Origin of the sequence: Klebsiella sp. AqSCr (genome assembly GCF_008452795.1) — a bacterium.
In the GTDB taxonomy this organism is placed as follows: domain Bacteria; phylum Pseudomonadota; class Gammaproteobacteria; order Enterobacterales; family Enterobacteriaceae; genus Klebsiella; species Klebsiella pneumoniae.
In genome coordinates this window covers 598,243-619,536 of sequence record NZ_MJDM01000005.1, presented here as the reverse complement: position 1 = coordinate 619,536, position 21,294 = coordinate 598,243, and the positions used below count along the sequence as shown (strand labels likewise).

The window sequence follows — 21,294 nt, the reverse complement described above, 5'->3', positions numbered from 1 at the left end:
CAGGGGGAGTGATGGACAGGGTGATTGCTGCGCAGGTGTATCTGCGCATCTGCGAGCTGGGAAGTCTTAGCGCCGCGGCGCGGGCGCTGGGTATGTCGCGCCCGATGGTCAGTCGCTATCTGGAGCAGATGGAGAGCTGGGCCGGCGCCCGGCTGATCCATCGCTCAACCCGGCGGCTGACGCTGACCCCGGCCGGGGAGAAGGTATTGCTCAAGACCCGCGGTTTGACGCGGATCGCCGATGAAATCGCCGGCGAGCGTCAGCGGGCCGATCCCAGCGGCACATTGCGCGTCGCCTGCGCGCACTTTACCGCCATGCAGCTAATCTCCCCGCTGCTACCGGACTTTCTCGCCCGCTATCCACTGCTGCGCCTGGAGCTGGATATCAATAACCATCCGGTCAGCCTGATCGGCGAGCGTATCGACGTGGCCATTCGCATTACCGACAACCCGGAAGCGGGGGCCATCGCTCGTCGCCTCGGAGTGTGCCGTTCGCTGCTCTGCGCCGCGCCGGGCTGGATGCGCCAGCATGGCCCGTTGACGACGCCCGACGATCTGCAACGACATAACTGCCTGCTATACAGCCATTTCGCCAGCCAGCACTGGCAGTTCAGCGATGCGCAGGGGCGCGAAGCGTCGGTGGCGGTGAACGGTAATCTGAGCGCAGGGATATCTTCATTGCTGCTGGAGGCGGCGGTTGCCGGGTGCGGCATTGCGATGCTTCCCGAACTGGAGGCCCGGGGCGCGATTGACAGCGGCACGCTGGAGGTGGTGCTTCCGGAGTGGACGCCAAAGGCGTTGAGCGTTTACGGCATCTATCTTTCCCGCGACTACCAACCTGACGGATTACCGCTATTTCTTGATGCGCTGCAGAGGCGTCTGGGAGAGGAGACTGGCCACGGCTGAGTCTAGGCGCTTCGTGCCCAGGCAGCACCGGCGGAAGGCAATTCCGCCGGTAGGCTGACGTTGAGCTTTATTCGTTGCCCCACTGATTAAGAAAATTAGCGATATCGTCAATGCGGTTTTCGTTAATGGCCGCCTCGCGGGCCATTTCTCGCTGCGCCTCTTCGTCAATCTCTTCGTTATTAGTTAACCGCGCAATCAGCAGTTGGAAATAGCGCGCCAGCGCATCGCGTTCTTCATCCTTTACCGGCGCAGCCGCTTCGGTCTCGTATTCGTCCACGATGTCATAAAATTTCAGGGGGATGTCATTACTCATCTGTCGTCCTCAGGGGTGGCGTCGGGGCCAGGGTTAGCGCACAGCGGCGGGCGGACATCATAGCATGCGGCCAGAGTAGCGGAGTGGAGGAAAGAAAAAATTGCCGCAACCGGGAGGCGAGGGGCCAGTATATAGCCGCAAGGGTTGGCCGGGAAAATACCGGCGCGCGCTGGCGCGCGTCGGTATGCCGGGAGGCTTAGACCACACCATCCCCGCCGTCAGAACACCACACCTGTCCGGAGGTATATGAGCAGGCATCGGATGCCAGGGTGACATACAGCGGGGCGATCTCTACCGGTTGCCCCGGGCGCCCCATCGGCGTGTCTTTGCCAAACTGTTTCACCTTCTCGTCCGGCTGGCCGCCGCTGGATTGCAGCACCGTCCAGTAAGGGCCAGGCGCTACGGCGTTCACGCGAATGCCTCGTTTCGCCACCTGTTTAGCCAGCGATTTAGTGAAGATCGCGAGACAGGCTTTGGTCTGCGCATAATCGAGCAGGATCGGGCTGGGTTTATACGCCTGCACCGAGGTGGTATTGATAATCGCGCTTCCGGCCTGGAGGTGAGGCAGTGCGGCGCGGGTGATCCAGAACGGCGCGTAGACGTTGGTTTTGAAGGTGGCGTCGAAATCTTCGGTGGTGAGTTCCTCAAGGGTTTCGCAGTATTGCTGACGTCCGGCGTTATTAACCAGGATGCTCAGACCTCCCAGCTGTTCCACCGCGTCGGCCACCAGCGACTGGCAGAAGGATTCTGAGCGAATATCACCCGGGAGGGCGACCGCGGTGCGCCCTTCGGCTTTGATCAGGGCGATAACTTCATCCGCATCCTTTTGCTCTTCGGGCAGATAGTTTATCGCGACGTCGGCGCCTTCGCGGGCAAAGGCGATCGCCACCGCACGGCCAATACCGGAGTCGCCGCCGGTAATTAACGCTTTCTTACCAGCCAGTCGCCCGGAGCCGGTGTAGCTGGTTTCACCGTGGTCCGGGGATGGCTCCATTTCCGCATCCAGACCCGGCGGGGTTTGTTCTTGCTCCGGGAACTCCGGACGTGGAGCCGTCTCTTCTGGCAACATGGAGGTGGGTAACTTCTTCATTGGCGGTTTTTCATCTTGCATAGTCATCTCCTTCAGACAGAACGGGCCAGCTCTAAGAATAGGTCAGCTTCTCCTGGCGACAGCCACTGAATGACTCGCAACATCGCAGTCAATGGCCAACCGTAGGCGTAACGGTATGCCTTAACCGACTGATCCTTGGCGTATTTCGGGGGATAGCGTTGCGTTATTATTGCTGACGTTAAATTAGGATTATTCCATCCTTAATCAAGGACCGAGGGCTATTTTCGTAACGCGCATGATCTTTTTCTCGAGTTAGGATGAAGGTGCTCCCTGAATAAACGATGAAGATGTTCATTCGCAAACCATGGCCTATAAGTTGATACCTCTTTAGGGGTAATATTCCTGGGGTTGTATTCAGCGGGATAAAGAAATATTTATTCATTAAATCGTTTGCATTTTTTTACAAACGGCCGTTGGACGATTCTGTTTTACCCGCCGGTGAACATAACCTACGTCAAATAAAGGAGTTGTGTGAGGTATATTTTATCTTACCGCTTCGTTAGTAAAGCTTTATTTTGTCAGTGCGCGGATGGGTATCTGAAATTAATTTGACTCCTGCAGGCATTCCTCTAGTGTTAGATATCGAGGGCGATGATTTGTAACAGGGTCATTTTCCATTTACCAACCGATATTGATCAAACCAAAGGTGAAAATTATGGCAGAGCATAGAGGCGGTTCAGGTAATTTTGCAGAAGATCGTGAGAAAGCATCCGAAGCCGGGCGTAAAGGCGGACAGCACAGCGGCGGGAACTTTAAAAATGATCCTGAGCGTGCATCCGAAGCCGGTAAGAAGGGTGGTAAGAACAGTCATGGCGGCGGCCGTAAATCCGGTGACAGCTAGCGACTGATGAGCTGTGACGCCGACAAATCGGCGTTGAGACAAAACCTGTGGGCCAGATGGTCCGCAGGTTTCTGCATATTCAGGGTTTATTTCTCTATAACGACATTCATTATCCGCGATGCGGGGGAACTAAAAGGTGAGGAGGAAATCGCCGCATCACTAGCAATAAAAGAAGGCCGCAGCGGCAATAAATTAGCCGGACGGTAAAGACAGAAAATAACGGAACGGGACAATACGCAACGCTGTTTTCTTTTTTATGCTTAGGCAAAAGAAAGACATTTTCAGCGTAAGGTTTAGCGCCTGACGCTGCGGTCAGAGCGTCGATAAAATGGTCGCTCAATATTGTTCGGTCCTAAGGTAATAAAATGAAGTTGACGCCAGTGTTTATTAAGCGCTGTCATCTTGTCGCCGCCGTTATGTGGGTGGGTCTGGCGATACCCTCGTTGATCTGGTGGAAAGACAGCGTACTGTGGGTCATTCTCATCAGTATTTATGCCAATATTGTTGGCCATTTATCCGGATATAGCGCAGCGCGAGCTGACCAGGCGGCGGAAGAGAGTGAAGATTCCACGTCAAAATAAAAGGTTAATGATCAGAGGTGTATATGACGGATATTGAAAATTATCACAACTGGCTTCGCGATGCGCATGCCATGGAAAAACAGGCTGAGTCGCTGCTGGTGGCCACCATCAGACGCCTCGATAATGAACCGCAGTTACGCACCCGCCTTGAACAACATCTCTATGAAACCCGACGGCAATTGTCCGCCCTGCAGGATATCATCGCCCGCAACCATATTTCCCGCTCTGCGCTGAAGGATGCGATGAGCCGGGTGGCGGCGTTAGGACAGACCATTGGCATCATGCTGCCCGGTGATGAGGTTATTAAAGTGATTATCACTGCCTACGTTTTTGCCCATTTTGAGGTCGCCTGCTATACCGCTTTATTAACGGCGGCGAAAAGAGTAGGCGACCACAGCGCGATGCATACACTGGAGGGTATCCTGGCTGAAGAGAGAGGAATGGCTGATTGGCTGCTCCATTATCTGCCAGTGCTGACCGGGCAATATCTTATGGATACCGATATGCCTGGCGTTGAGGCCGGGCATTAAGCCGCCGGAGAACGCTATGGTCAAACGGCAAACCATCGCGCTCCTCGCCGCCGAGGAACAGGTTCCGCTGGTATTAACCGCCAGGCAGCAGGCGCTGGTGGACGCGGTAGCGAACAGGATGCTACCAGCGGAACGCAATCCCGTATCGCCTGTCGGCAAACCGCGCGCGAAGGCCAGGGCGGGGTCCGGATCGCGCTGAGGCGGCTGACAGGGACGGGCAGAACGCGAGGTGAGAGTGATGCAACGGGAGGAGTGGTTTCACAGAGCGGTCATCTATCAGGTTGACAGTTCGCTCTTTTATGATGCCAATGGCGATGGTTTTGGCGATCTCGCGGGCATTCGCCAAAAGCTACACTACATTCGCAGCCTGGGAGCGACGGTGCTCTGGCTAACTCCGTTCTATCTCACTCCTCTGCAGGATGATGGCTATGATATCAGCGATCATCTGCAGCCCGATCCGCGGTTCGGCACTATCGCTGACGTGATTGAGCTGATTGCCCGCGCCCGCGAGCTGGGACTGCGGGTGATCGTTGAGCTGGTGATCCAGCACACCTCCGCGCAGCACCCGTGGTTCCAGGCGGCGCGACGCGATCCCCGGTCGCCGTGGCGGCCGTATTATCTGTGGGCCGATCGGCCGCCGGAAAACGACGATCCTCCCATGTTTCCCGGCGTTGAGGAGAGCGTCTGGCGCTGGGACGAACAGGCTGGGCAATATTATCGCCACATGTTTTATCACCACGAGCCCGACCTGAATCTCGCCCATCCGCCGGTGATCGCTGAAATCGAAAACATTATCACCTTCTGGCTGCAGGCTGGGGTGTCTGGCTTTCGTCTCGATGCCGCGTCACATCTGGTCAAGCAGGCCGGAAAGGGCGACGAGACGCGCGGCTACCCGCTGCTGACCCATCTCCGGCAGGTTGTACAGCGCCTCAATCCCGATGCGATACTCCTGGGTGAAGTGGACGTCGCGGTAGAAGATTACCGTCATTATTTCGGCCAGGGCGATCGGCTGCAGATGGTGCTTAATTTCTGGCTTAACAAATACCTCTACCTCAGCCTGGCGCAGCAGCGCGCCGCGCCGGTGTTGAAGGCCCTGCAGGCGATGGTGACCCCGCCGGACGGGTGCTGCTTCGTCAACTGGCTGCGCAACCATGATGAACTGGATCTTGAGGGGATTGGCGAGCGCAACAAGCGCCAGGTTATCCGCACCTTTGCCCCTGATAAATCGATGTCCGTTTACCAGCGCGGCGTACGCCGAAGACTGGCGCCGATGCTGGACGGCGATACCCGACGCATAGCCTTAGCCCATGCTATCCTGCTGGCGCTCCCCGGCGTGCCGGTGATGCGCTATGGCGACGAGATTGGCATGGGTGACGATCTCTCCTTACCGGAGCGCTACGCGGTCAGAACGCCGATGCAGTGGTCAGCCGCGGCCAACGCCGGCTTTTCCCGGGCGGCGCGGGATGATTTGCCGGTAAAACCGGTGGCCAGCGGGCGGTTCCGCTACCAACGGATCAATGTAGAAACGGCGCTGCGCCATCCCAGGTCGCTGCTGCATCGGGTACGCAATATGGTATTGGCGCGCACGGAATATACTGAACCGGGATCCCTCCCTTTTACTCTCCTTACCCTAAAGCCCGACGCGGTGCTGGGCTTACTCTATCGCAGCGAATCGCGGGAGGTATTGATGCTGGCCAACTGCAGCCAGCAGGCGGTAGAGGTCCTGCTCCCGCCGCTGGCCGAGGGCTACTGGAGCCCAATTCTGGAAGATAAGCTCTATCAGGATGGGCTGCACGGCGGGAAAGATGCGCGGCTGGCACTCTCCGAGTATGGTTACCGTTGGTTCAGCCGCAGCCTGAGTTAGCGCCGTTTTCCGGAACGACGGAACAACGCCCGCAGCGCCATCGTCGCCACCGCTACCCCGACGCCGGCGGCGACTTTACCCGGGAGATCGGCGCTGATGGTGACTGCTTTACGCCGTGCGCCATCGTTAAAGGGGCCGTGGCCCGGATGATTGCCGCGCACCGGCGTGAACAGGTCGTCCTGTTGGTCTGACGACTTTGGCTGACCGGTAAACTGTCCCTCCCACGCTTTTTTCACCATCAGCCGATCGAGCAGGCGAGGGAAGAAGACCTGGCCGAGGATCGACTGGATGGTGCTTTTTCCGACCCACAGCTCGTTGACCGGGCGCTGGATGACGCTGTAAATAGCCTCGGCGGCGACTTCCGGCTGATAGACCGGGGGCACCGGCTGCATGGCCTGATCCATTTTGTTTCGCGCCCAGCCAAACTGGGCGGTGTTCATCCCCGGCAGTTGCACCATGGTCAACTGGATGTGGCTTTTCTCATGCATCAGTTCGGTTCGCACGGCATCGGTAAAGCCGCGGATCGCCGCTTTCGCTCCGCAGTAAGCCGACTGCAGTGGGATTGAACGCCAGGCCAGCGCCGAGCCGGCCTGAATAATCACCCCCCGATCCCGGGGGATCATGACCTCCAGCGCCGCGCGGGTGCCGTTCACGTACCCGAGATAGGTCACCTCCGTCACCCGGCGAAACTCCTCCTCGCTCATCTGACGAAAGGGCGCCAGCACGGTGGTCATGGCGTTGTTGATCCAGACGTCGATTGCCCCGAGGGTGGTTTCCACCTCGGCGGCGGCGCGCTGCAGCGCCCCGGCATCGACGACATCGGCGCTAATAGCCAGCGTTTTAATGCCAAACCGTTCACAGGCCTGTCGCGTCTCCTGCAAACCCGATTCGTCTCGGGCGATCAGCGCCACGTGATATCCAGCGCGGGCGAAACGCAGCGCGGTAGCTTTGCCCGCTCCCGCGGTTCCACCGGTAATAACCATCACAGACATAGTGACCTCATTATGTTTTGGCTTTCACAATATTGACTGTACGGATCGGTTAATTATTTCTCACCAATGGCAATGACGAGGTGGGAAATATCCTGGAATAAGCGCAATGTGAATCAGGCGGCATCTCCTGGTTAGTTTCGGCAGATCCTACATACTTCGGCGAAGGCGTTCTATAATTTGTAGGATCCCTGACAACCAGCGAGGAGGAAAAATGTTAATGTTGAACGTTGTTAACGGTGAAAAAGAAGAGGATGACGCCACTCGCGCTCCGGAATCAGGTGATAAACAACCGGAGCGTGATAAATAGCGAAGCCGATACTATTCCTGCTCAGGAATAATGGATATCTGGCCGTTACGCTCGAGAATAGCGAATTTGATCGCTTTCAATTCATAAATGCCATGGTGCTGCCTGGCCGCCAGCAGGATATCATCGACAGAGATATTGACGAGCTTAATCTTCTCGTCGATGACAGCACCATTTTCCACCACGATAACCGGCGTACCATCGAGAAAATTTTCTGCCTGAGCAAATTTTTTCTTAATATAGCCGAACAAAATATCAATACTAACCAGGGTGACGATAGTCAGCATCGACCCGGTAACCGAATAGTCTGTGCTGAGCATCGCCTGCTGGGTGGCTTCGCTGATAATCAGCAACAGTATCAGGTCAAAGTTGGTTAATTGCATCAGGGTTCTTCTGCCGGCAATCTTAAAAATAATCAACAGGATCAGATAGATTGCTGCGGCTCTAAGGACCATTTCCATAGCGACTCCTACGGATAGACAAACTGCTGCCAGGTTACAGAATAGCGATCGTTAACTACCGCCTGCAGAGAGATATTACCGGCCGTTTTTGGGGTAACGGCTAACCACACAGATATCGGTGAAGGGGGGTTCGACCGCTGATAGACGAGATGTAATTTCCCGTCGGCGCTATACATTTTATCCGGCTGCGGACGGATATCACCGATCTGGTAGCGGATTAATAACGGGGCGGCGAAGCTGATAATGGTGTCGCTGGCCGTATCCGGTTTAATCTGAATATTAAACTCGGTTTCACTCATCAGCCTGGCATAGCGCTGATAATCGACGCTTAATTCGCCTCCACTGGTTTCCCGGTGTGCTTCACTGAGATAACCGGAGGACCACAGGCCGCTTAACGCGGTAAGAATGATGAGACTCAAAACAATTATCCCATAGCGGCGGAAGCGATATTCAAAGCGTAAGGAGCGTTCATTCTCATCGACGATAGGACAAGGCTGTTGATTCTTAATCATTAATATTTTCCCCGCGTTTCGTTTCGCCAGGAGCGTAACGATAAGGACATTCTTATATTAGACGATATCAGAACAATTGACTTTGTAAAAATGGCCAGCCTCAGCCAGGCTTTATTCTCATCGTCAGCAAAAAACGGAGGCATGATGAAAAAACTAGCATTGGCCATGGCATGTCTGTTTGCCGTAGGGCTTTGTTGAATAAATAAGATTTCGTGCGAACGACCCTGTAGCTGGCTGGATTTTCAGGCAATACGCACGCTTTCTGGCATCCCGGCCTTTGTCATCCTGTTCAACGCACGCACCATGGCCATAGCTTCCGCTACCTGACCATCGTAGTCACGCAGCGTCAGTGAATCTCCCAACAACTGCTTCATTCTGTACATTGCCGTTTCCGCTATCGAGCGACGGTTATATTCCGTTGTCCATTTCCACCGTGCATTGCTTCCGCTCAGCCGCTGATTAGCAACGGCACGGTTGCGGTCTGCGTACTCACCGGGCCAGTAACCTGCTCCTTTTCGGGGAGGAATAAGCGCGCTGATTTTTTTGCGGCGCAGTTCATCGTGACAGAGCCGGGTATCGTAAGCCCCGTCTGCCGCGGCTGCCCTGATTTTTCTGTGAGTCTGCCGGATAAGGCCCGGGAAGGCTTCTGAGTCCGTGACGTTATTCAGCGACAGGTCTGCACAGACAACTTCATGTGTGTTGCTGTCAACAGCAAGATGCAACTTTCGCCAGATACGACGGCGCTCTTTGCCGTGCTTTCTGACTTTCCATTCGCCTTCACCAAAGACCTTCAGCCCGGTGGAATCAATCACCAGGTGTGCGATTTCACCCCGGGTGGACGTTTTGAAACTGACATTAACCGACTTTGCCCGCTTACTGACACTGGTGTAATCCGGGCAGCGCAACGGAACGTTCATCAGGGCAAAAATGGAATCAATAAAACCCTGCGCAGCCCGCAGGGTCAGCCGGAATACGCGTTTAATCACCAGAACGGTGGTGATGGCGAGATCAGAATAGCGCTGGGGCCTTCCTCGTGATGAAGGCGTTGCCGACTCATACCAGGCCTGAATGGCCTCATCATCCAGCCAGAAAGTGAGGGAGCCACGGTTGATGAGAGCTTTGTTGTAGGTGGACCAGTTGGTGATTCTGAACTTTTGCTTTGCCACGGAATGGTCTGTGTTGTCGGGAGGATGCGTGATCTGATCCTTCAACTCAGCAAAAGTTCGATTTATTCAACAAAGCCTTGCCGTAGGTGTCGCGCAGGCGGACGATAAGGGAGGGTTTAGCCAGGATGCAGCGCCGCCGCCGCCGCACAAACTCGATGACGGCTATCGCGGCGTCGAGGATGGCCGGATCATGACCGTTGAGCAGGCGAAAACCATGCACGATGGCGCGACCGTTTCGCTGCGCGGCAATCTGCTCAAGCGGCAGGGAGATGACCGTTATCAGTTTCGTGATAAAAGCGGCACCATCACCGTTATTATCCCGGTCGCCGCGTTTAACGAACAACACGTAGAGCCAGACGATCTGGTCAATATCAACGGCAGTCTGGATCGCAAAATGACGCCGCCGGTCGTGCGAATCGATCGTCTGCTCAAGCAGTCGCCTAAGTAAGCGGAGCACGTCGATATGAGCACCTTTTCTCACTCGCAAGACGAAGAGCGCGGTAAGCAACCTGCCCGTGAGGCGCCCGGGGAGCAGGGCGAAGTTCCGCGTAAACGGGACGACAGCAAGGATGACAAATCCGATCCCTGGCATCCGCAGGATGGCCGATAGCGTCACCAACGACACGAAAACCAGGGGAACGTGGGGGCCAGAGGCTGCGAAAAGACGCAGCTTCGGCATCACGCACTATACTTTTTGTTCGACATCACTACAGGAGGAATCAAATGGCGATTCATAAGAAAGGGCTAGCGCACTGGGAAGGCGACCTGAAGCATGGCAAAGGCACCGTGTCGACAGAAAGCGGGGCGCTGAGCCAGCAGCCCTACGGATTTAACACCCGTTTTGAGGGGGTGAAGGGCACCAACCCTGAGGAGCTGATCGGCGCTGCACATGCCGCCTGCTTTTCGATGGCCCTGTCGCTGATGCTCAGCGAAGAGGGATATACCGCAACGTCCATTGACACTACCGCAGTGGTCACCCTCAATAAAACCGACGGCGGCTTTGCGATTACCGATATCGCGCTGCAAAGCCAGATCGTCCTGCCGGACGTGTCTCCGGCGGCGTTCGATGAGATCATCCAGAAAGCGAAAGCAGGCTGCCCGGTATCGCAGGTGCTGAAGGCCAACATTACCCTCGATTACCAGCTGAATCCGTAAGCCGTCGTGCCCGCGTGCTGCGGGCACTCTTTCCGCAATATCTCTCCCAATACTGTCCAACAGTGGTATCTTTTGTCCTTTAGTTGCACGTAAGGGATACCATCATGATCGGCATTCGCCGGATGATCGAGGCGCAGGTGCTCGGCCTGACCGGCATGGCGCTAAAAGAGATCGACTTTGAACGACCCAAAGGAGAGCCGGGGCTGTTTGGTCCCCAGTCGGCCATCTGGCAGGTGCACGGCGATTTTACCTCGATGCTCTGCGGCGGCATTAGCGCGCTGTTGCTGCAGATGCTGCATCCTCTGGCGCTGGCCGGCGTCTGGGATCACTCTCGTTTTCGCGAGGATATTTTGGGCCGCCTGCGCCGCACTAGCCAGTTTATTTCTGCCACCACTTTTGCCACTACCCCCGACGCCGAACGGCTAATCGCCAAAGTACAGGGGATCCATCAGCGGATCGCCGGGGTGGATAAGGACGGAACCCCGTATCAGGCGAGCGACCCGGCGCTGTTAACCTGGGTGCACGTCGCCGAGTGCAGTTGCTTTATGGCCTCCCACCTGCGCTACAAGCGGACGGTGGTCAGTCCCGAGCGCCAGGAGGACTATTTTCGTGAGTCGGCGGAAATCGCCCGGCGGCTGGGGGCTCGGGATATCCCTCAGACACCGCAGGAGGTGGCGGACTATCTCGAGGCGATGCGCCCGCGACTGCGCTGCGACGAACGTACCCGGGAGGTAGCCGAGGTGCTGCTCTCCACCCGTCTGCCGGGGCGGATGAGCCAGCCGGTCGGCCGGGTGATGATGAACGCAGGAATTGACCTCCTGCCGGAATGGGCGCAGGAGATGCTGGGATTGTCGCTCACGCCGCTGCAGCGGCGCACGACGCGCCTGATGGTGCATGGCGTGGCCCGCGTACTGCGCGCCTCGGTACGCAACGGCGCCTGGCATTGCGCCATGCGCCGGATGACGGAGGCGTGATTCAGTTCGCTTGGCCCAGGTGACCGGCAATCAGCGCCTGCAGACTGCCATCCGCCCGCCACTCGCTAAGCGCGTCGTTTACCGCGTGAAAACGGTCCACGTCCGCCCGGGCGACGCAGATGGCCTGCTGGATCTCGGTAAAATTATCCGCCAGTACCCGCACCCCGGCGTGCTGACGGGCTGTCGCCTCCAGCGGCTGGCGGATGCCGGCGACCATATCCCCTTCACCGGCGAGGAAGGCGTCGATTGCTTCCTGCGAAGAGGGAAGGCGATGCAGGCTGGCGTGCTGCAGATGGCGGGTTAGCCATAGATCGTATGCGGCGTTTTGTCCGACGTTAATGGTGGTTGCCGGGCGATCCATGTCGGCCACGCTCTGGCAGGGCGAATCAACGCTGACCAGCGCGGTGCCCTGGATGGTGATATAGGGCGAGGTAAAGCGCAGGGTGGCTTCCCGCGCCGGATCGATGGCCAGAAAGGCAATATCCCAGTGCTCGCCACCGGCGTCAGCCACCACTTTACCCGCGGCAGGATAGGGAACGAATTCGGCGCTGACGCCCCAGCGCGTCGCCAGCCGATGGCTGAGCTCGACGGTGATGCCCGCGGGCTTTCCTGTCTCCCCGAGATGGGCCAGGACCGCATTGCCCAGATTAATGGCGAAACGCAGCCGGGATGGTTTGTTATGTGACATCGCTGACTCCTGTGGTGGCTAAGCTAAAGTGGCCCGACCTGTGGCCACCCTTCAAAAGATAGTTCATAGGCGCAAGGTTGCAGCGTTCCAACGGCACATACAGTAAATAGTCATTACCGACCGCCGCGATATCGTTAAACGGCAAGGCAATGGCTTTTATATTGTTAAGCATAAACTCAGTTTGTCAGTTTATTCTTCCCGCTCACAAAGGGAGAGAAATAATGACACAACATAATTTTGAAAATGATAATAAATATCATGAGCGTTCGGTGCAGGCGCGAAAGAGTACCCTTGTTAGCGTGGTGGTTAATATTTTCCTTTCTGCCTTACAGGTAGTCGTGGGAATATTTTCCGGCTCTCAGGGATTAATTGCCGACGGAATGCACTCTTTTTCCGATCTGGTCGCCGATGGCGTGGTATTGATGGCGAATAAAAAGAGCCGTCGACCGTCTGACCACGATCACCACTATGGCCACTGGCGCTATGAGAACGGCGCCTCCCTAATCATCGGCGCGATGCTGCTGCTCGTCGGGGGTGGCATGCTATGGTCCGCGGCGGGCCATCTCGCGCAACCGCAAACTATTCCGCCGGTGCACAGCGCGGCGCTGTGGATGGCGCTGGTGGCGCTGGCCGTCAAGGAGGGGCTGTTTCGCTATATGCTGGCGGCCGCCAGGCGGCTGAATTCGTCGCTGCTTATCGCCAATGCCTGGCATGCCCGCTCTGACGCCGCATCCTCCCTGGTGGTGGCCCTGGGGATTATCGGTAATCTGGCCGGGTTCGCCTGGTTCGACCCGCTCGCCGCGCTGGCGGTGGGGCTGCTGATTGCGCGCATGGGCTATCGTTTCGCCGTCAGCGCGCTGCATGATTTAATGGACCGTGCGGTTGATGAAGAGATGCAGCAGGCGATCGCCGATACGCTGCGAACCACGCCGGGCGTGGCGGGCCTCCACGATCTGAAAACCCGTAAGGCGGGGGATCTGGTGCTGGTGGATGTCCATCTCGAGGTGGCTGGCGAGATGTCGGTAGCCGAAGGGCATCAGATTGCCCGTCACGCGCGGGAGCGGGTGCTGGCGCAGCATCCGGTGCTTAATGTGATGGTGCATCTCGATCCCTGCGAAGCGCAGGGGTTGACGAAAGCGGTCTGATACACCCGGTAGCATAAGCGGAAAAATGAATTGGCTCAGCGGTTATTTTTTCTTCTGAGCCATTATTGCTGGCGCATTGATTGCCTGAAATATAAAAAAGGCCCATACTAAAAACGCCATTACCATCGCTAAATAATGGCGCAGATCTGCCCATCGCAGTTAACGATAAAATAAACCAATCGGCTCATAGATAATCTCTATTCTGTATTCAGAGATAATGACCAGAGCGGTAATTCAGGAAGTCAGACAATGATCATTCGGCCAGAACAACACTGGTTTCTTCGCCTATTTGACTGGCACGGCTCCGTGCTGTCGAAAATCATCTTTCGCCTGCTGCTAAATGTGCTGATGTCGATCATCGCCATTATCAGCTATCAATGGTACGAACAGCTGGGGATCCACTTAACCGTGGCGCCGTTCAGCCTGCTGGGGATTGCGATTGCGATTTTCCTCGGCTTTCGCAACAGCGCCAGCTACAGCCGCTTCGTCGAGGCGCGAAATCTGTGGGGGACGGTGCTTATCGCCGAACGCACGCTGGTGCGTCAGCTGCGCAATATCCTGCCGGCGGAACACGATGCCCATCGCCGCATCGTCAGCTATCTGGTGGCCTTTAGCTGGAGCCTGAAGCACCAGCTGCGCAAAACCGAACCGACGGCTGATCTGCGGCGGTTGCTGCCGGAGGAGAGGGTGACGGAGATCCTCGCCAGCTCAATGCCCACCAACCGGATCCTGCTGCTGGCCGGCAACGAAATTGGCCAGCTGCGGAAGGCGGGCAAGCTCAGCGACATCACTTACGGGCTGATGGACAACAAACTCGACGAGCTGGCGCACGTGCTGGGCGGTTGTGAAAGGCTGGCCACCACCCCGGTGCCTTTCGCCTATACCTTGATCCTGCAGCGTACCGTCTACCTGTTCTGTACGCTGCTGCCGTTCGCCCTGGTCGGCGATCTGCACTACATGACGCCGTTTGTCTCGGTCTTTATTTCTTACACCTTTTTATCGTGGGATTCGCTGGCGGAAGAGCTGGAAGATCCGTTCGGCACCGCAGCCAATGACCTGCCGTTGAACGCGATGTGCAATACCATCGAGCGCAATCTGCTCGACATGACCGGTCAGCATCCGCTGCCGGAGACGCTGCGTCCGGACCGTTACTTCAATCTGACCTGAGCCTGGCCCACCGGGCGGTTTCGCTGCCCGGTCATCACTTTCCGTAGCAATTTATCCGTCACAGCACCGCGGTGAAAACCGCAAAATTTGCAAATAAGTTAAATTTAACACCTGATAGATAACATCAATTATACAGAATTGTGGTGTATGTTATTATTCAGTTAACAAACGCAGTACCTACGCTTTCCCATCGTACTATCCTTGAGAAACAGCATTCTTTTCAGGTGACGCCATGCGATTCACGCTTCGTCGCCGGGGTTGTCGTACGCCTTTTTCGGCTAGAGACAGCCAGAACAGAGCAGCAGGAGTAAAGAGATGACCAATAAAAGACGCGCGGTTCCCGGTGTTCACCCCTATGACGGTCCGGCAGGCGGGTGGGGCGCGTTGAAGGCCACGGCCATCGCCGTGCGCACCCAGATGGATGCCTTTGAGGCGCCCGCCACGCTGCTGCGTACCAACCAGCCGGACGGTTTTGACTGCCCGGGCTGCGCCTGGCCGGATAAAGAACATAAATCGACCTTCCAGTTTTGCGAAAACGGCGCCAAAGCCGTGACCTGGGAGGCGACCACCAAACGGGTGACGCCCGCATTCCTCGCGGCAAATACCGTTTCTTCCCTGCTGGCAAAAAGCGATTTTGAACTGGAGGGCTACGGCCGCTTAACCCATCCTTTGGTTTACGACCGGGACAGCGATACCCTGCGCCCGGTGGCGTGGGAGCAAGCCTTCGCCCGTATCGGCGAGATCCTCCGCGGCCTACAGCCGGATGAGGTTGAATTCTACACCTCTGGCCGAGCCTCCAACGAAGCGGCGTGGCTGTTCCAGCTGTTTGCCCGCGAGTATGGCACTAACAACTTCCCCGATTGCTCCAACATGTGTCATGAATCCACCAGCGTGGGCCTGCCACAGTCGATCGGCATTGGTAAAGGCACCGTCTCCCTCGACGATTTTGACCAGACCGAGCTGGTGATCTCCATCGGCCATAATCCGGGCACCAACCACCCGCGGATGATGGGCACCCTGCATGAGCTATCCCGCCGCGGCGTGCCGATTATCGTTTTCAATCCGCTGCGTGAACGGGCGCTGGAGCGTTTTGCCGATCCGCAGAACGTGATGGAGATGGCGACCCGGCGCTCGACGCCGATCGCCTCGACCTACTACCAGGTACGGGCCGGCGGCGACGCGGCGGCGCTGAAAGGGATCGCCAAAGCGCTGCTGCAGCTGGAGGAGGAGCAGGGCAATGTGCTCGACCACGCGTTTATTGCCCAACATACCCAGGGATTCACCGCCTTCGCCGATGACCTCCACGCCACCCGCTGGCAGGACATCGAACAGGAGTCTGGCCTGACGCGCGAATCCCTGACCCAGGTTGCGGCGGCTTACGCCAAATCCAGGGCCACCATCGTCACCTACGGTATGGGCATCACCCAGCATAACAAAGGCACCTCCAACGTGCGTCTGATTGCCGACCTGCTGCTGATGCGCGGCAATATCGGCAAGCCGGGGGCCGGGATCTGTCCTTTGCGCGGTCACTCGAACGTCCAGGGTAACCGCACTGTCGGGATCAGCGAAAAACCCTCCGCGGCTTTCCTCGACAGCCTGCAGCGGGTGATGGGGATTACGCCGCCGCGGCATCATGGCCACGATGCGGTAAAGGCCTTGGAGGCCATGATCGCCGGCGATGCCAAAGCGCTGATCTGCCTTGGGGGCAACTTCGCCGTGGCGATGCCGGACCACGAACGCGCCTTCCCGGCGATGCGTGGCCTTGAGCTCAGCGTTCACGTCGGCACCAAGCTCAACCGCTCACATCTCCTGACGGCGAAAGAGACCTTTATTCTGCCGTGTCTGGGCCGCACCGAGCTTGACCTGCAGGCCAGCGGCCGGCAGTCGATCACCGTCGAGGATTCGATGTCGATGGTGCATGCTTCGTCGGGCAAGCTTAAGCCCGCCTCGCCGATGCTGCGCTCGGAGCCGGCGATTGTCGCCGGTCTGGCGAAGGCCACCTTGCCGGCCAGCAAAGTGGACTGGCAGTACCTCGTGGAAGACTACGATCGCATTCGCGATCTGATCGAACAGACCATTCCAGGGTTCGAGAATTATAACCAGCGCATTCGCCATCCTGGAGGCTTCCGCATGCCGCTGCCGCCGACCGAGCGCATCTGGCCTACCGCCACCGGTAAAGCCATGTTCTCGGTATTTAAAGGGGTGCATGAGAACGTGGTGGTGGAGGGTGAGGACGTGATGCGCCTGGTGACGCTGCGCAGTCATGACCAGTACAACACCACCATCTACGCGATGGATGACCGCTACCGTGGCGTCTTTGGCCGCCGCGACGTGCTGTTTATGAACGAGCAGGATATGGCCGCCCAGGGTCTGGAGCATGGCGATCGGGTGGATATCCATACCGCGCTGCCGGGAAGCGAGCTGACGCTGGAAGATATCACGGTGGTGGCCTACGGCATTGCGCCGGGCACCGTCGGCGCCTATTATCCGGAAGCCAACGTGCTGGTGCCGCTGAACTATCTCGATGAAGAGAGCGGCACCCCTTCATATAAGTCGGTTCCCGTTCGCCTGACGCTGCGCTCGAAAGAGATCCGTCCGCTGGCCGGCGGGCGCTAAAAAGGTATAGCGCAGAGCGGCGTCGCGCCGTCCTGCGCCCCGCAGCACCTCGTGGTGTCCTCGCTTGAATTTATCGCTAGCGAAACTAACATTCTGGTAACCTGTGCGCGGCCCCGGGGGTGAACGGCGGGGTTCAAACGGGAAAGAGAATGGATATTAAGCAACTCAAGTATTTGATCGCGCTCGATCAGACGCGCCATTTTGGCCAGGCGGCGGCGGCCTGTCATATTACCCAGCCGACGCTCTCCATGCGCATTCGTAACCTGGAAGAGGAGCTGAACCTGACGCTGATCCAGCGCGGCCAACGTTTTGAAGGTTTTACCCCGGAGGGAGAGCGGATCCTGGCCTGGGCGCGGGCGGTGCTGGCCGCTCATGACGGCCTGGCGGCAGAGGCGGCCATCTGTCGCGGGCAGATGGTCGGCCAGCTGCGGGTCGGTATGGTGCCGCTGGCGAGCCTCAATCCGATGCAGTTGATTAAACCCCTGGCGGAGAAATATCCGGCGCTGCAGTTCAGCCTGTTGTCGATGACCTCGGAGCAGATTATCGATGGCGTCAGCCGTAATCAGCTGGATCTGGGGATCTGTTATCTGCAGCATCTGGATGAAGGTCAGTTCAAGATTGCTCGCTTGCCGCAAACCCGGATGGGGCTCCTGCACGATAAACGCCATTTCGACTTCAGCGCCGGGACGCCGGGATGGGAGACGCTGGCGACGCTGCCCCTCGGCTTTCTGACCAAGGGGATGTATTACCGGGAATCGATTGAAATCAGCTTTAAGGCCAAAGGGCTAACGCCGAGGTATGTCTTTGAAAGTGATTCGACGTTTCAGATTATCCAGGCGGTGCAGGCGGGGATCTGCTGCGCCATTATGCCGCTTAACAACGGCCTCGAAGCGCTAAGCGATAATCTTGAAATTCTGCCGATCGCCGAAACCCATGTTGATTCACAGCTGGCGCTGATTATGCGCCAGCAGGAACCAGTCTCGACCCTGGCGGAAAAATGCTTCGCCGAGGCGCAGGGGATATTTGGCTGAGGCCGGGCCGCCGACCTGGCGGCTTGTCACTAAAATGCCTAAACGCCCCTCTGATGGGAGAGTGTCAATATAGCCCCGGTGATGCTGGACCGTTGGTAAAAGTGGTATTGCGGCGCCGCTTAATGCTGTCCAGAAGTTACAAGCCTTAATGACAATTTTTTATCCCTCCTGCAGTACACATCACAAATATTAACTATGACAACAGCCGTCATTTAAGTTAACAACAACCGATATGTATTTGCAGCTCCGGCGGCGACCGCCATCAGATATTCTCCAGACGAATGCCCCGCGTTCTCGGGCCGAAGATCCCCACCGACAGCATCACCATCAGCATACTGACGACGATAAAGCTAATTACTCCCGGCGTGCCGGCGTATTGCAGAATAATGCCGATCAGAATGCTGGTCACCGCGGTCGAGAGCCGGCTGAACGAGTAGCAGAAGCCGACGGCGCGGGCGCGAATATGGGTCGGGAAGACCTCGGCCTGGTAGGCGTGATAGCTGATGGTCAGCCAGGCGTTGGACCAGGTGATCATAAACCCGCAAATCACCAGCAGAATCGGGTTGTTTTGCAGGGCGAACAGGGTGCCGAAGATAACGGTCATCAGCGCGGAGAGGACAATCTGCCACTTGTTTTCAAAGCGATGCACGAAGCGGGTGCAGAACAGGCAGCCCAGCGGATAGGCGAGGGTGATAAAGAAGGCGTACAGCAGGCTATGGGTGATGCTGGCGCCCTGACCGGAGAGCAGCGCCGGCAGCCAGTTGCCAAAGCCGAAGAAACCGATCGCCTGGAAGAAGTTCATCACCATCAGCATCAGGGTGCGCTGCCGATACTGCGGCGCCCAGATTTCGCGGAAGGTGCCGCGTTTGACGACGCTCTGTGCCGCATGCGCATGCTTCGGCGACGGCGTCAGGCCGCAGCGGGCTTCCATCTCACACATCACCGTATGCGCGTCATCATGCCGCCCTTTGCTTTCCAGCCAGCGGGCTGACTCCGGTAGCTTTTTGCGGATAAACCAGATCGCCAGTGAGAACAGTGCGCCAAAGATGATCACCCAGCGCCAGCCGCTGAGGCCGAACAGGGTGGTCGGCACCAGCATCCAGGACATCAGCGCCACCGCCGGAACCGAGAGGAACTGGATGAAGAAGGCAAAGGCAAAGGCTTTATTGCGCAGATGGGTTGGCACCCATTCGCTGAGATAGGTATCAATGGTCACCTGCTCAATGCCGAGGCCGATCCCCACCAGAAAGCGGAAGAAGATCACCCCTTCCGCGCTACTCTGCGTCGCCATCAGCAGCGAAAAAAGACCGTACCAGGCGAGCGCCACCATAAAGGTCAGGCGGCGGCCCAGTTTGTCCGCCAGCGGCGCCAGCAGACTGGCGCCGATAAACAGCCCCATAAAGGTGGCGGAGGCGAAGGCCGCCTGGTCGGCGATGCCGAAGATGCCCGCCTGTCCGGTGTGGAAAATGCCCTCCGCCAGCAGGCCCGCGCTGATATACCCGGTCTGGAAGAGATCGTAGAGCTCAAAGAAGCCGCCAAGTGAGAGCAGGGTAATAAACGACCATAACCCAAATGAGGCGGGCAGCGCATCAATGCGTCCGGTTAAGCTGGCGTGCGGTTGTCCTGGCGAAGCATAGGGCGTTTCGCCGAGAACCTGGGTGGTAGACATGGTGTTGTGTTCCTCAGGAAGAATGGTTTGCCTGCTAATGTTAATTGATTGTTAATAGTTTTAAATTTTTAATCCTTAGCCTTAGCGACATTCTTTAGCGTAAGATCGCGCTGGGGAGACATAAAGATGATATTCATGCTGGTTTTCGCCGCATCCCAGCGACGGAATTGAAGTAAATCACCGCTGACGGCATTTTAGTCGCCTGGCGATGTCACGCTACGCAGGACCCGCGAAAGACAAACTAAACGAATCGTCACCGGCGGCGTTTTCGTGCTTTACCCATCATTACCCCGGGCTATAATGTGCCCACTTTTATTCAGGAGTCATTCGTTGGACAGTCACCCTTATTGCGATTTTCCGGCAAGCTAACGCGATCATTTCGCTGCTTGCCGTCCCGGCGGGCAGCAATCTCTCAGTTCCGGATTGCCTCCCTCAATAATTTATGCGCCATTGAGCGCGAGAGGCAGCGTTATGTTTATGTTTTCCAGACCCTTATTTCCTCCACCATCATCCACCCGCTAATCGCCCGGCGCGGCTGAGCGCTACATCTGTAATTTTTGGCTTTCTGTTTTCTGGAGGAAGGCGCGATGGTATTTCCTTATATGACACATTTACTCGCGGCAATGTTGTTGGGGGCGCTGATCGGCGCGGAAAGACAGTGGCGACAACGTATGGCCGGTTTACGCACCAATGCCCTGGTGGCCACCGGCGCGGCGGTGTTTATTCTCAGCGCGATGTCGGCCTCGCCGGACAGCCCGGGGCGTATTGCAGCGCAGATCGTCTCCGGTATCGGCTTTCTTGGGGCAGGGGTGATTATGCGCGATGGTATGAACGTCCGCGGCCTCAATACCGCCGCCACGCTGTGGTGTTCGGCCGGGATCGGCGTACTCTGCGGCCTGGGACAGTTCTGGAACGCGACGGCGGCTACGCTGATTATTCTGTGCGCCAATATCCTGCTGCGCGAGGCGGCGCAGCGCATTCATGCCTTGCCGGGGGCCGGTGACGAAGAGAAACGCTATGTCTTACGCGTCACCTGTCTGCGCGAACATGAAAATGCCGTACGTCAGCTGTTGCTGAATATTGCGCAGCAGCAGCGGTTTACCCTGCAGGGATTGCAGTCGGCGGCGGCGGACACAGCGGACCATCTGGAGATTTGCGCGCAGCTGATTAGCCATAAGCAGCACCAAAAAACGCTGGCGCAAATTATGGCGCAAATGGGCGTTCAGCAGAACGTCACATCGGTGCACTGGCGTGTCGGAGAGGCGTAGG

At 57.2% G+C, this 21,294-nt stretch carries 24 protein-coding genes; 15 read left to right on the top strand and 9 right to left on the bottom strand.

What is annotated here, in order from left to right; genetic code table 11:
- Positions 1 to 11: 11 nt before the first annotated feature.
- Entirely contained in the window at positions 12 to 905 is an 894-nt protein-coding gene (locus BHE81_RS06895) for a LysR family transcriptional regulator (RefSeq protein ID WP_021440195.1), read from the top strand.
- Positions 906 to 972: 67 nt separating this feature from the next.
- Here the strand turns inward: BHE81_RS06895 and BHE81_RS06890 are convergent, their stop codons facing one another.
- Positions 973 to 1,218 (bottom strand): YmjA family protein, encoded by a 246-nt coding sequence (locus BHE81_RS06890; protein ID WP_004180069.1) that lies wholly within the window; start codon positions 1,216 to 1,218, stop codon positions 973 to 975.
- A 196-nt stretch (positions 1,219 to 1,414) separates the two neighbouring features.
- Entirely contained in the window at positions 1,415 to 2,329 is a 915-nt protein-coding gene (locus BHE81_RS06885) for an SDR family oxidoreductase (RefSeq protein ID WP_004151242.1), read from the bottom strand.
- Between the two features lie 655 nt (positions 2,330 to 2,984).
- On the opposite strand from BHE81_RS06885, the gene BHE81_RS06880 reads away from it, so the two are divergent.
- From BHE81_RS06880 to BHE81_RS06850, 5 genes are all read left to right on the top strand, one after another.
- The gene (locus BHE81_RS06880; RefSeq protein ID WP_004143718.1) at positions 2,985 to 3,170 is read left to right on the top strand and encodes a general stress protein; all 186 of its coding nucleotides are present in this window, start codon (positions 2,985 to 2,987) and stop codon (positions 3,168 to 3,170) included.
- A 365-nt stretch (positions 3,171 to 3,535) separates the two neighbouring features.
- Positions 3,536 to 3,751, top strand: a complete 216-nt coding sequence (locus BHE81_RS06865; RefSeq protein WP_004143717.1) for a hypothetical protein — start codon at positions 3,536 to 3,538, stop codon at positions 3,749 to 3,751.
- A 23-nt stretch (positions 3,752 to 3,774) separates the two neighbouring features.
- Positions 3,775 to 4,281, top strand: a complete 507-nt coding sequence (locus BHE81_RS06860; protein ID WP_023301896.1) for a ferritin-like domain-containing protein — start codon at positions 3,775 to 3,777, stop codon at positions 4,279 to 4,281.
- 16 nt (positions 4,282 to 4,297) lie between these two features.
- Entirely contained in the window at positions 4,298 to 4,480 is a 183-nt protein-coding gene (locus tag BHE81_RS06855; protein ID WP_004143715.1) for a hypothetical protein, read from the top strand.
- Positions 4,481 to 4,519: 39 nt separating this feature from the next.
- A complete protein-coding gene (locus BHE81_RS06850) occupies positions 4,520 to 6,145 on the top strand; it encodes an alpha-amylase family protein (protein WP_021440193.1) in 1,626 nt (541 codons plus the stop codon).
- Here the strand turns inward: BHE81_RS06850 and BHE81_RS06845 are convergent.
- From BHE81_RS06845 to BHE81_RS06830, 4 genes are all read right to left on the bottom strand, one after another.
- Entirely contained in the window at positions 6,142 to 7,137 is a 996-nt protein-coding gene (locus BHE81_RS06845) for an SDR family oxidoreductase (RefSeq protein WP_020802127.1), read from the bottom strand. The genes BHE81_RS06850 and BHE81_RS06845 overlap by 4 nt on opposite strands.
- Positions 7,138 to 7,455: 318 nt before the next feature.
- The gene (locus tag BHE81_RS06840; protein ID WP_004148482.1) at positions 7,456 to 7,902 is read right to left on the bottom strand and encodes a DUF421 domain-containing protein; all 447 of its coding nucleotides are present in this window, start codon (positions 7,900 to 7,902) and stop codon (positions 7,456 to 7,458) included.
- Between the two features lie 8 nt (positions 7,903 to 7,910).
- Positions 7,911 to 8,414: a hypothetical protein gene (locus BHE81_RS06835; protein ID WP_021440191.1), complete on the bottom strand. Its 504-nt coding sequence runs from the start codon at positions 8,412 to 8,414 to the stop codon at positions 7,911 to 7,913.
- A gap of 242 nt (positions 8,415 to 8,656) precedes the next feature.
- Positions 8,657 to 9,625 carry an IS5 family transposase gene (locus tag BHE81_RS06830; protein ID WP_000654811.1) on the bottom strand — a complete coding sequence of 323 codons (969 nt, stop codon included), beginning with the start codon at positions 9,623 to 9,625 and terminating at the stop codon, positions 8,657 to 8,659.
- Between the two features lie 19 nt (positions 9,626 to 9,644).
- Here BHE81_RS06830 and BHE81_RS06825 point away from each other — a divergent pair, with 19 nt between their 5' ends.
- The 4 genes from BHE81_RS06825 to BHE81_RS06815 all read left to right on the top strand — a co-directional run bounded on the left by BHE81_RS06825 (position 9,645) and on the right by BHE81_RS06815 (position 11,709).
- Positions 9,645 to 10,028, top strand: a complete 384-nt coding sequence (locus BHE81_RS06825; protein WP_110246692.1) for a YdeI family stress tolerance OB fold protein — start codon at positions 9,645 to 9,647, stop codon at positions 10,026 to 10,028.
- A gap of 15 nt (positions 10,029 to 10,043) precedes the next feature.
- Positions 10,044 to 10,190 carry a hypothetical protein gene (locus tag BHE81_RS28115; RefSeq protein WP_002906033.1) on the top strand — a complete coding sequence of 49 codons (147 nt, stop codon included), beginning with the start codon at positions 10,044 to 10,046 and terminating at the stop codon, positions 10,188 to 10,190.
- Positions 10,191 to 10,303: 113 nt separating this feature from the next.
- Complete coding sequence (locus tag BHE81_RS06820) at positions 10,304 to 10,735, top strand: OsmC family protein (protein ID WP_002906030.1); 432 nt, start codon at positions 10,304 to 10,306, stop codon at positions 10,733 to 10,735.
- Between the two features lie 104 nt (positions 10,736 to 10,839).
- Positions 10,840 to 11,709: an oxygenase MpaB family protein gene (locus tag BHE81_RS06815; protein WP_004176040.1), complete on the top strand. Its 870-nt coding sequence runs from the start codon at positions 10,840 to 10,842 to the stop codon at positions 11,707 to 11,709.
- Between the two features lies 1 nt (position 11,710).
- Here the strand turns inward: BHE81_RS06815 and BHE81_RS06810 are convergent, their stop codons facing one another.
- A complete protein-coding gene (locus tag BHE81_RS06810) occupies positions 11,711 to 12,397 on the bottom strand; it encodes an ABC transporter substrate-binding protein (RefSeq protein WP_004184165.1) in 687 nt (228 codons plus the stop codon).
- Complete coding sequence (locus BHE81_RS06805) at positions 12,387 to 12,569, bottom strand: hypothetical protein (RefSeq protein ID WP_004143707.1); 183 nt, start codon at positions 12,567 to 12,569, stop codon at positions 12,387 to 12,389. The genes BHE81_RS06810 and BHE81_RS06805 overlap by 11 nt, the downstream gene beginning before the upstream one ends.
- Positions 12,570 to 12,618: 49 nt before the next feature.
- On the opposite strand from BHE81_RS06805, the gene BHE81_RS06800 reads away from it, so the two are divergent.
- The 4 genes from BHE81_RS06800 to BHE81_RS06785 all read left to right on the top strand — a co-directional run bounded on the left by BHE81_RS06800 (position 12,619) and on the right by BHE81_RS06785 (position 18,356).
- Positions 12,619 to 13,542 carry a cation diffusion facilitator family transporter gene (locus BHE81_RS06800; protein WP_004151892.1) on the top strand — a complete coding sequence of 308 codons (924 nt, stop codon included), beginning with the start codon at positions 12,619 to 12,621 and terminating at the stop codon, positions 13,540 to 13,542.
- Positions 13,543 to 13,791: 249 nt separating this feature from the next.
- On the top strand, positions 13,792 to 14,709 hold the full coding sequence (locus tag BHE81_RS06795; protein WP_023282626.1) for a bestrophin family protein: 918 nt from the start codon (positions 13,792 to 13,794) through the stop codon (positions 14,707 to 14,709).
- 315 nt (positions 14,710 to 15,024) lie between these two features.
- The gene (locus BHE81_RS06790; RefSeq protein ID WP_023280134.1) at positions 15,025 to 17,325 is read left to right on the top strand and encodes an FdhF/YdeP family oxidoreductase; all 2,301 of its coding nucleotides are present in this window, start codon (positions 15,025 to 15,027) and stop codon (positions 17,323 to 17,325) included.
- Between the two features lie 149 nt (positions 17,326 to 17,474).
- Entirely contained in the window at positions 17,475 to 18,356 is an 882-nt protein-coding gene (locus tag BHE81_RS06785; RefSeq protein ID WP_002906016.1) for a LysR family transcriptional regulator, read from the top strand.
- Between the two features lie 262 nt (positions 18,357 to 18,618).
- On the opposite strand, the gene BHE81_RS06780 is transcribed toward BHE81_RS06785, so the two are convergent.
- Positions 18,619 to 20,025, bottom strand: coding sequence for an MFS transporter (locus tag BHE81_RS06780; RefSeq protein WP_110246691.1), 1,407 nt, complete (start codon positions 20,023 to 20,025; stop codon positions 18,619 to 18,621).
- A gap of 587 nt (positions 20,026 to 20,612) precedes the next feature.
- On the opposite strand from BHE81_RS06780, the gene BHE81_RS06770 reads away from it, so the two are divergent.
- Positions 20,613 to 21,293: an MgtC family protein gene (locus tag BHE81_RS06770; protein ID WP_002906011.1), complete on the top strand. Its 681-nt coding sequence runs from the start codon at positions 20,613 to 20,615 to the stop codon at positions 21,291 to 21,293.
- Position 21,294: the final 1 nt, after the last annotated feature.

Bases quoted from the DNA above. Each gene is read 5' to 3' on its own strand.
- BHE81_RS06865 (WP_004143717.1), top strand. From the start codon at position 3,536: ATGAAGTTGACGCCAGTGTTTATTAAGCGCTGTCATCTTGTCGCCGCC.
- BHE81_RS06835 (WP_021440191.1), bottom strand. From the start codon at position 8,414: ATGATTAAGAATCAACAGCCTTGTCCTATCGTCGATGAGAATGAACGC.
- BHE81_RS06890 (WP_004180069.1), bottom strand. From the start codon at position 1,218: ATGAGTAATGACATCCCCCTGAAATTTTATGACATCGTGGACGAATAC.
- BHE81_RS06840 (WP_004148482.1), bottom strand. From the start codon at position 7,902: ATGGAAATGGTCCTTAGAGCCGCAGCAATCTATCTGATCCTGTTGATT.
- BHE81_RS06820 (WP_002906030.1), top strand. From the start codon at position 10,304: ATGGCGATTCATAAGAAAGGGCTAGCGCACTGGGAAGGCGACCTGAAG.
- BHE81_RS06810 (WP_004184165.1), bottom strand. From the start codon at position 12,397: ATGTCACATAACAAACCATCCCGGCTGCGTTTCGCCATTAATCTGGGC.
- BHE81_RS06845 (WP_020802127.1), bottom strand. From the start codon at position 7,137: ATGTCTGTGATGGTTATTACCGGTGGAACCGCGGGAGCGGGCAAAGCT.
- BHE81_RS06790 (WP_023280134.1), top strand. From the start codon at position 15,025: ATGACCAATAAAAGACGCGCGGTTCCCGGTGTTCACCCCTATGACGGT.
- BHE81_RS06800 (WP_004151892.1), top strand. From the start codon at position 12,619: ATGACACAACATAATTTTGAAAATGATAATAAATATCATGAGCGTTCG.
- BHE81_RS28115 (WP_002906033.1), top strand. From the start codon at position 10,044: ATGAGCACCTTTTCTCACTCGCAAGACGAAGAGCGCGGTAAGCAACCT.
- BHE81_RS06880 (WP_004143718.1), top strand. From the start codon at position 2,985: ATGGCAGAGCATAGAGGCGGTTCAGGTAATTTTGCAGAAGATCGTGAG.
- BHE81_RS06815 (WP_004176040.1), top strand. From the start codon at position 10,840: ATGATCGGCATTCGCCGGATGATCGAGGCGCAGGTGCTCGGCCTGACC.
- BHE81_RS06795 (WP_023282626.1), top strand. From the start codon at position 13,792: ATGATCATTCGGCCAGAACAACACTGGTTTCTTCGCCTATTTGACTGG.
- BHE81_RS06785 (WP_002906016.1), top strand. From the start codon at position 17,475: ATGGATATTAAGCAACTCAAGTATTTGATCGCGCTCGATCAGACGCGC.
- BHE81_RS06850 (WP_021440193.1), top strand. From the start codon at position 4,520: ATGCAACGGGAGGAGTGGTTTCACAGAGCGGTCATCTATCAGGTTGAC.
- BHE81_RS06885 (WP_004151242.1), bottom strand. From the start codon at position 2,329: ATGCAAGATGAAAAACCGCCAATGAAGAAGTTACCCACCTCCATGTTG.
- BHE81_RS06780 (WP_110246691.1), bottom strand. From the start codon at position 20,025: ATGTCTACCACCCAGGTTCTCGGCGAAACGCCCTATGCTTCGCCAGGA.
- BHE81_RS06855 (WP_004143715.1), top strand. From the start codon at position 4,298: ATGGTCAAACGGCAAACCATCGCGCTCCTCGCCGCCGAGGAACAGGTT.
- BHE81_RS06770 (WP_002906011.1), top strand. From the start codon at position 20,613: ATGGTATTTCCTTATATGACACATTTACTCGCGGCAATGTTGTTGGGG.
- BHE81_RS06805 (WP_004143707.1), bottom strand. From the start codon at position 12,569: ATGCTTAACAATATAAAAGCCATTGCCTTGCCGTTTAACGATATCGCG.
- BHE81_RS06895 (WP_021440195.1), top strand. From the start codon at position 12: ATGGACAGGGTGATTGCTGCGCAGGTGTATCTGCGCATCTGCGAGCTG.
- BHE81_RS06860 (WP_023301896.1), top strand. From the start codon at position 3,775: ATGACGGATATTGAAAATTATCACAACTGGCTTCGCGATGCGCATGCC.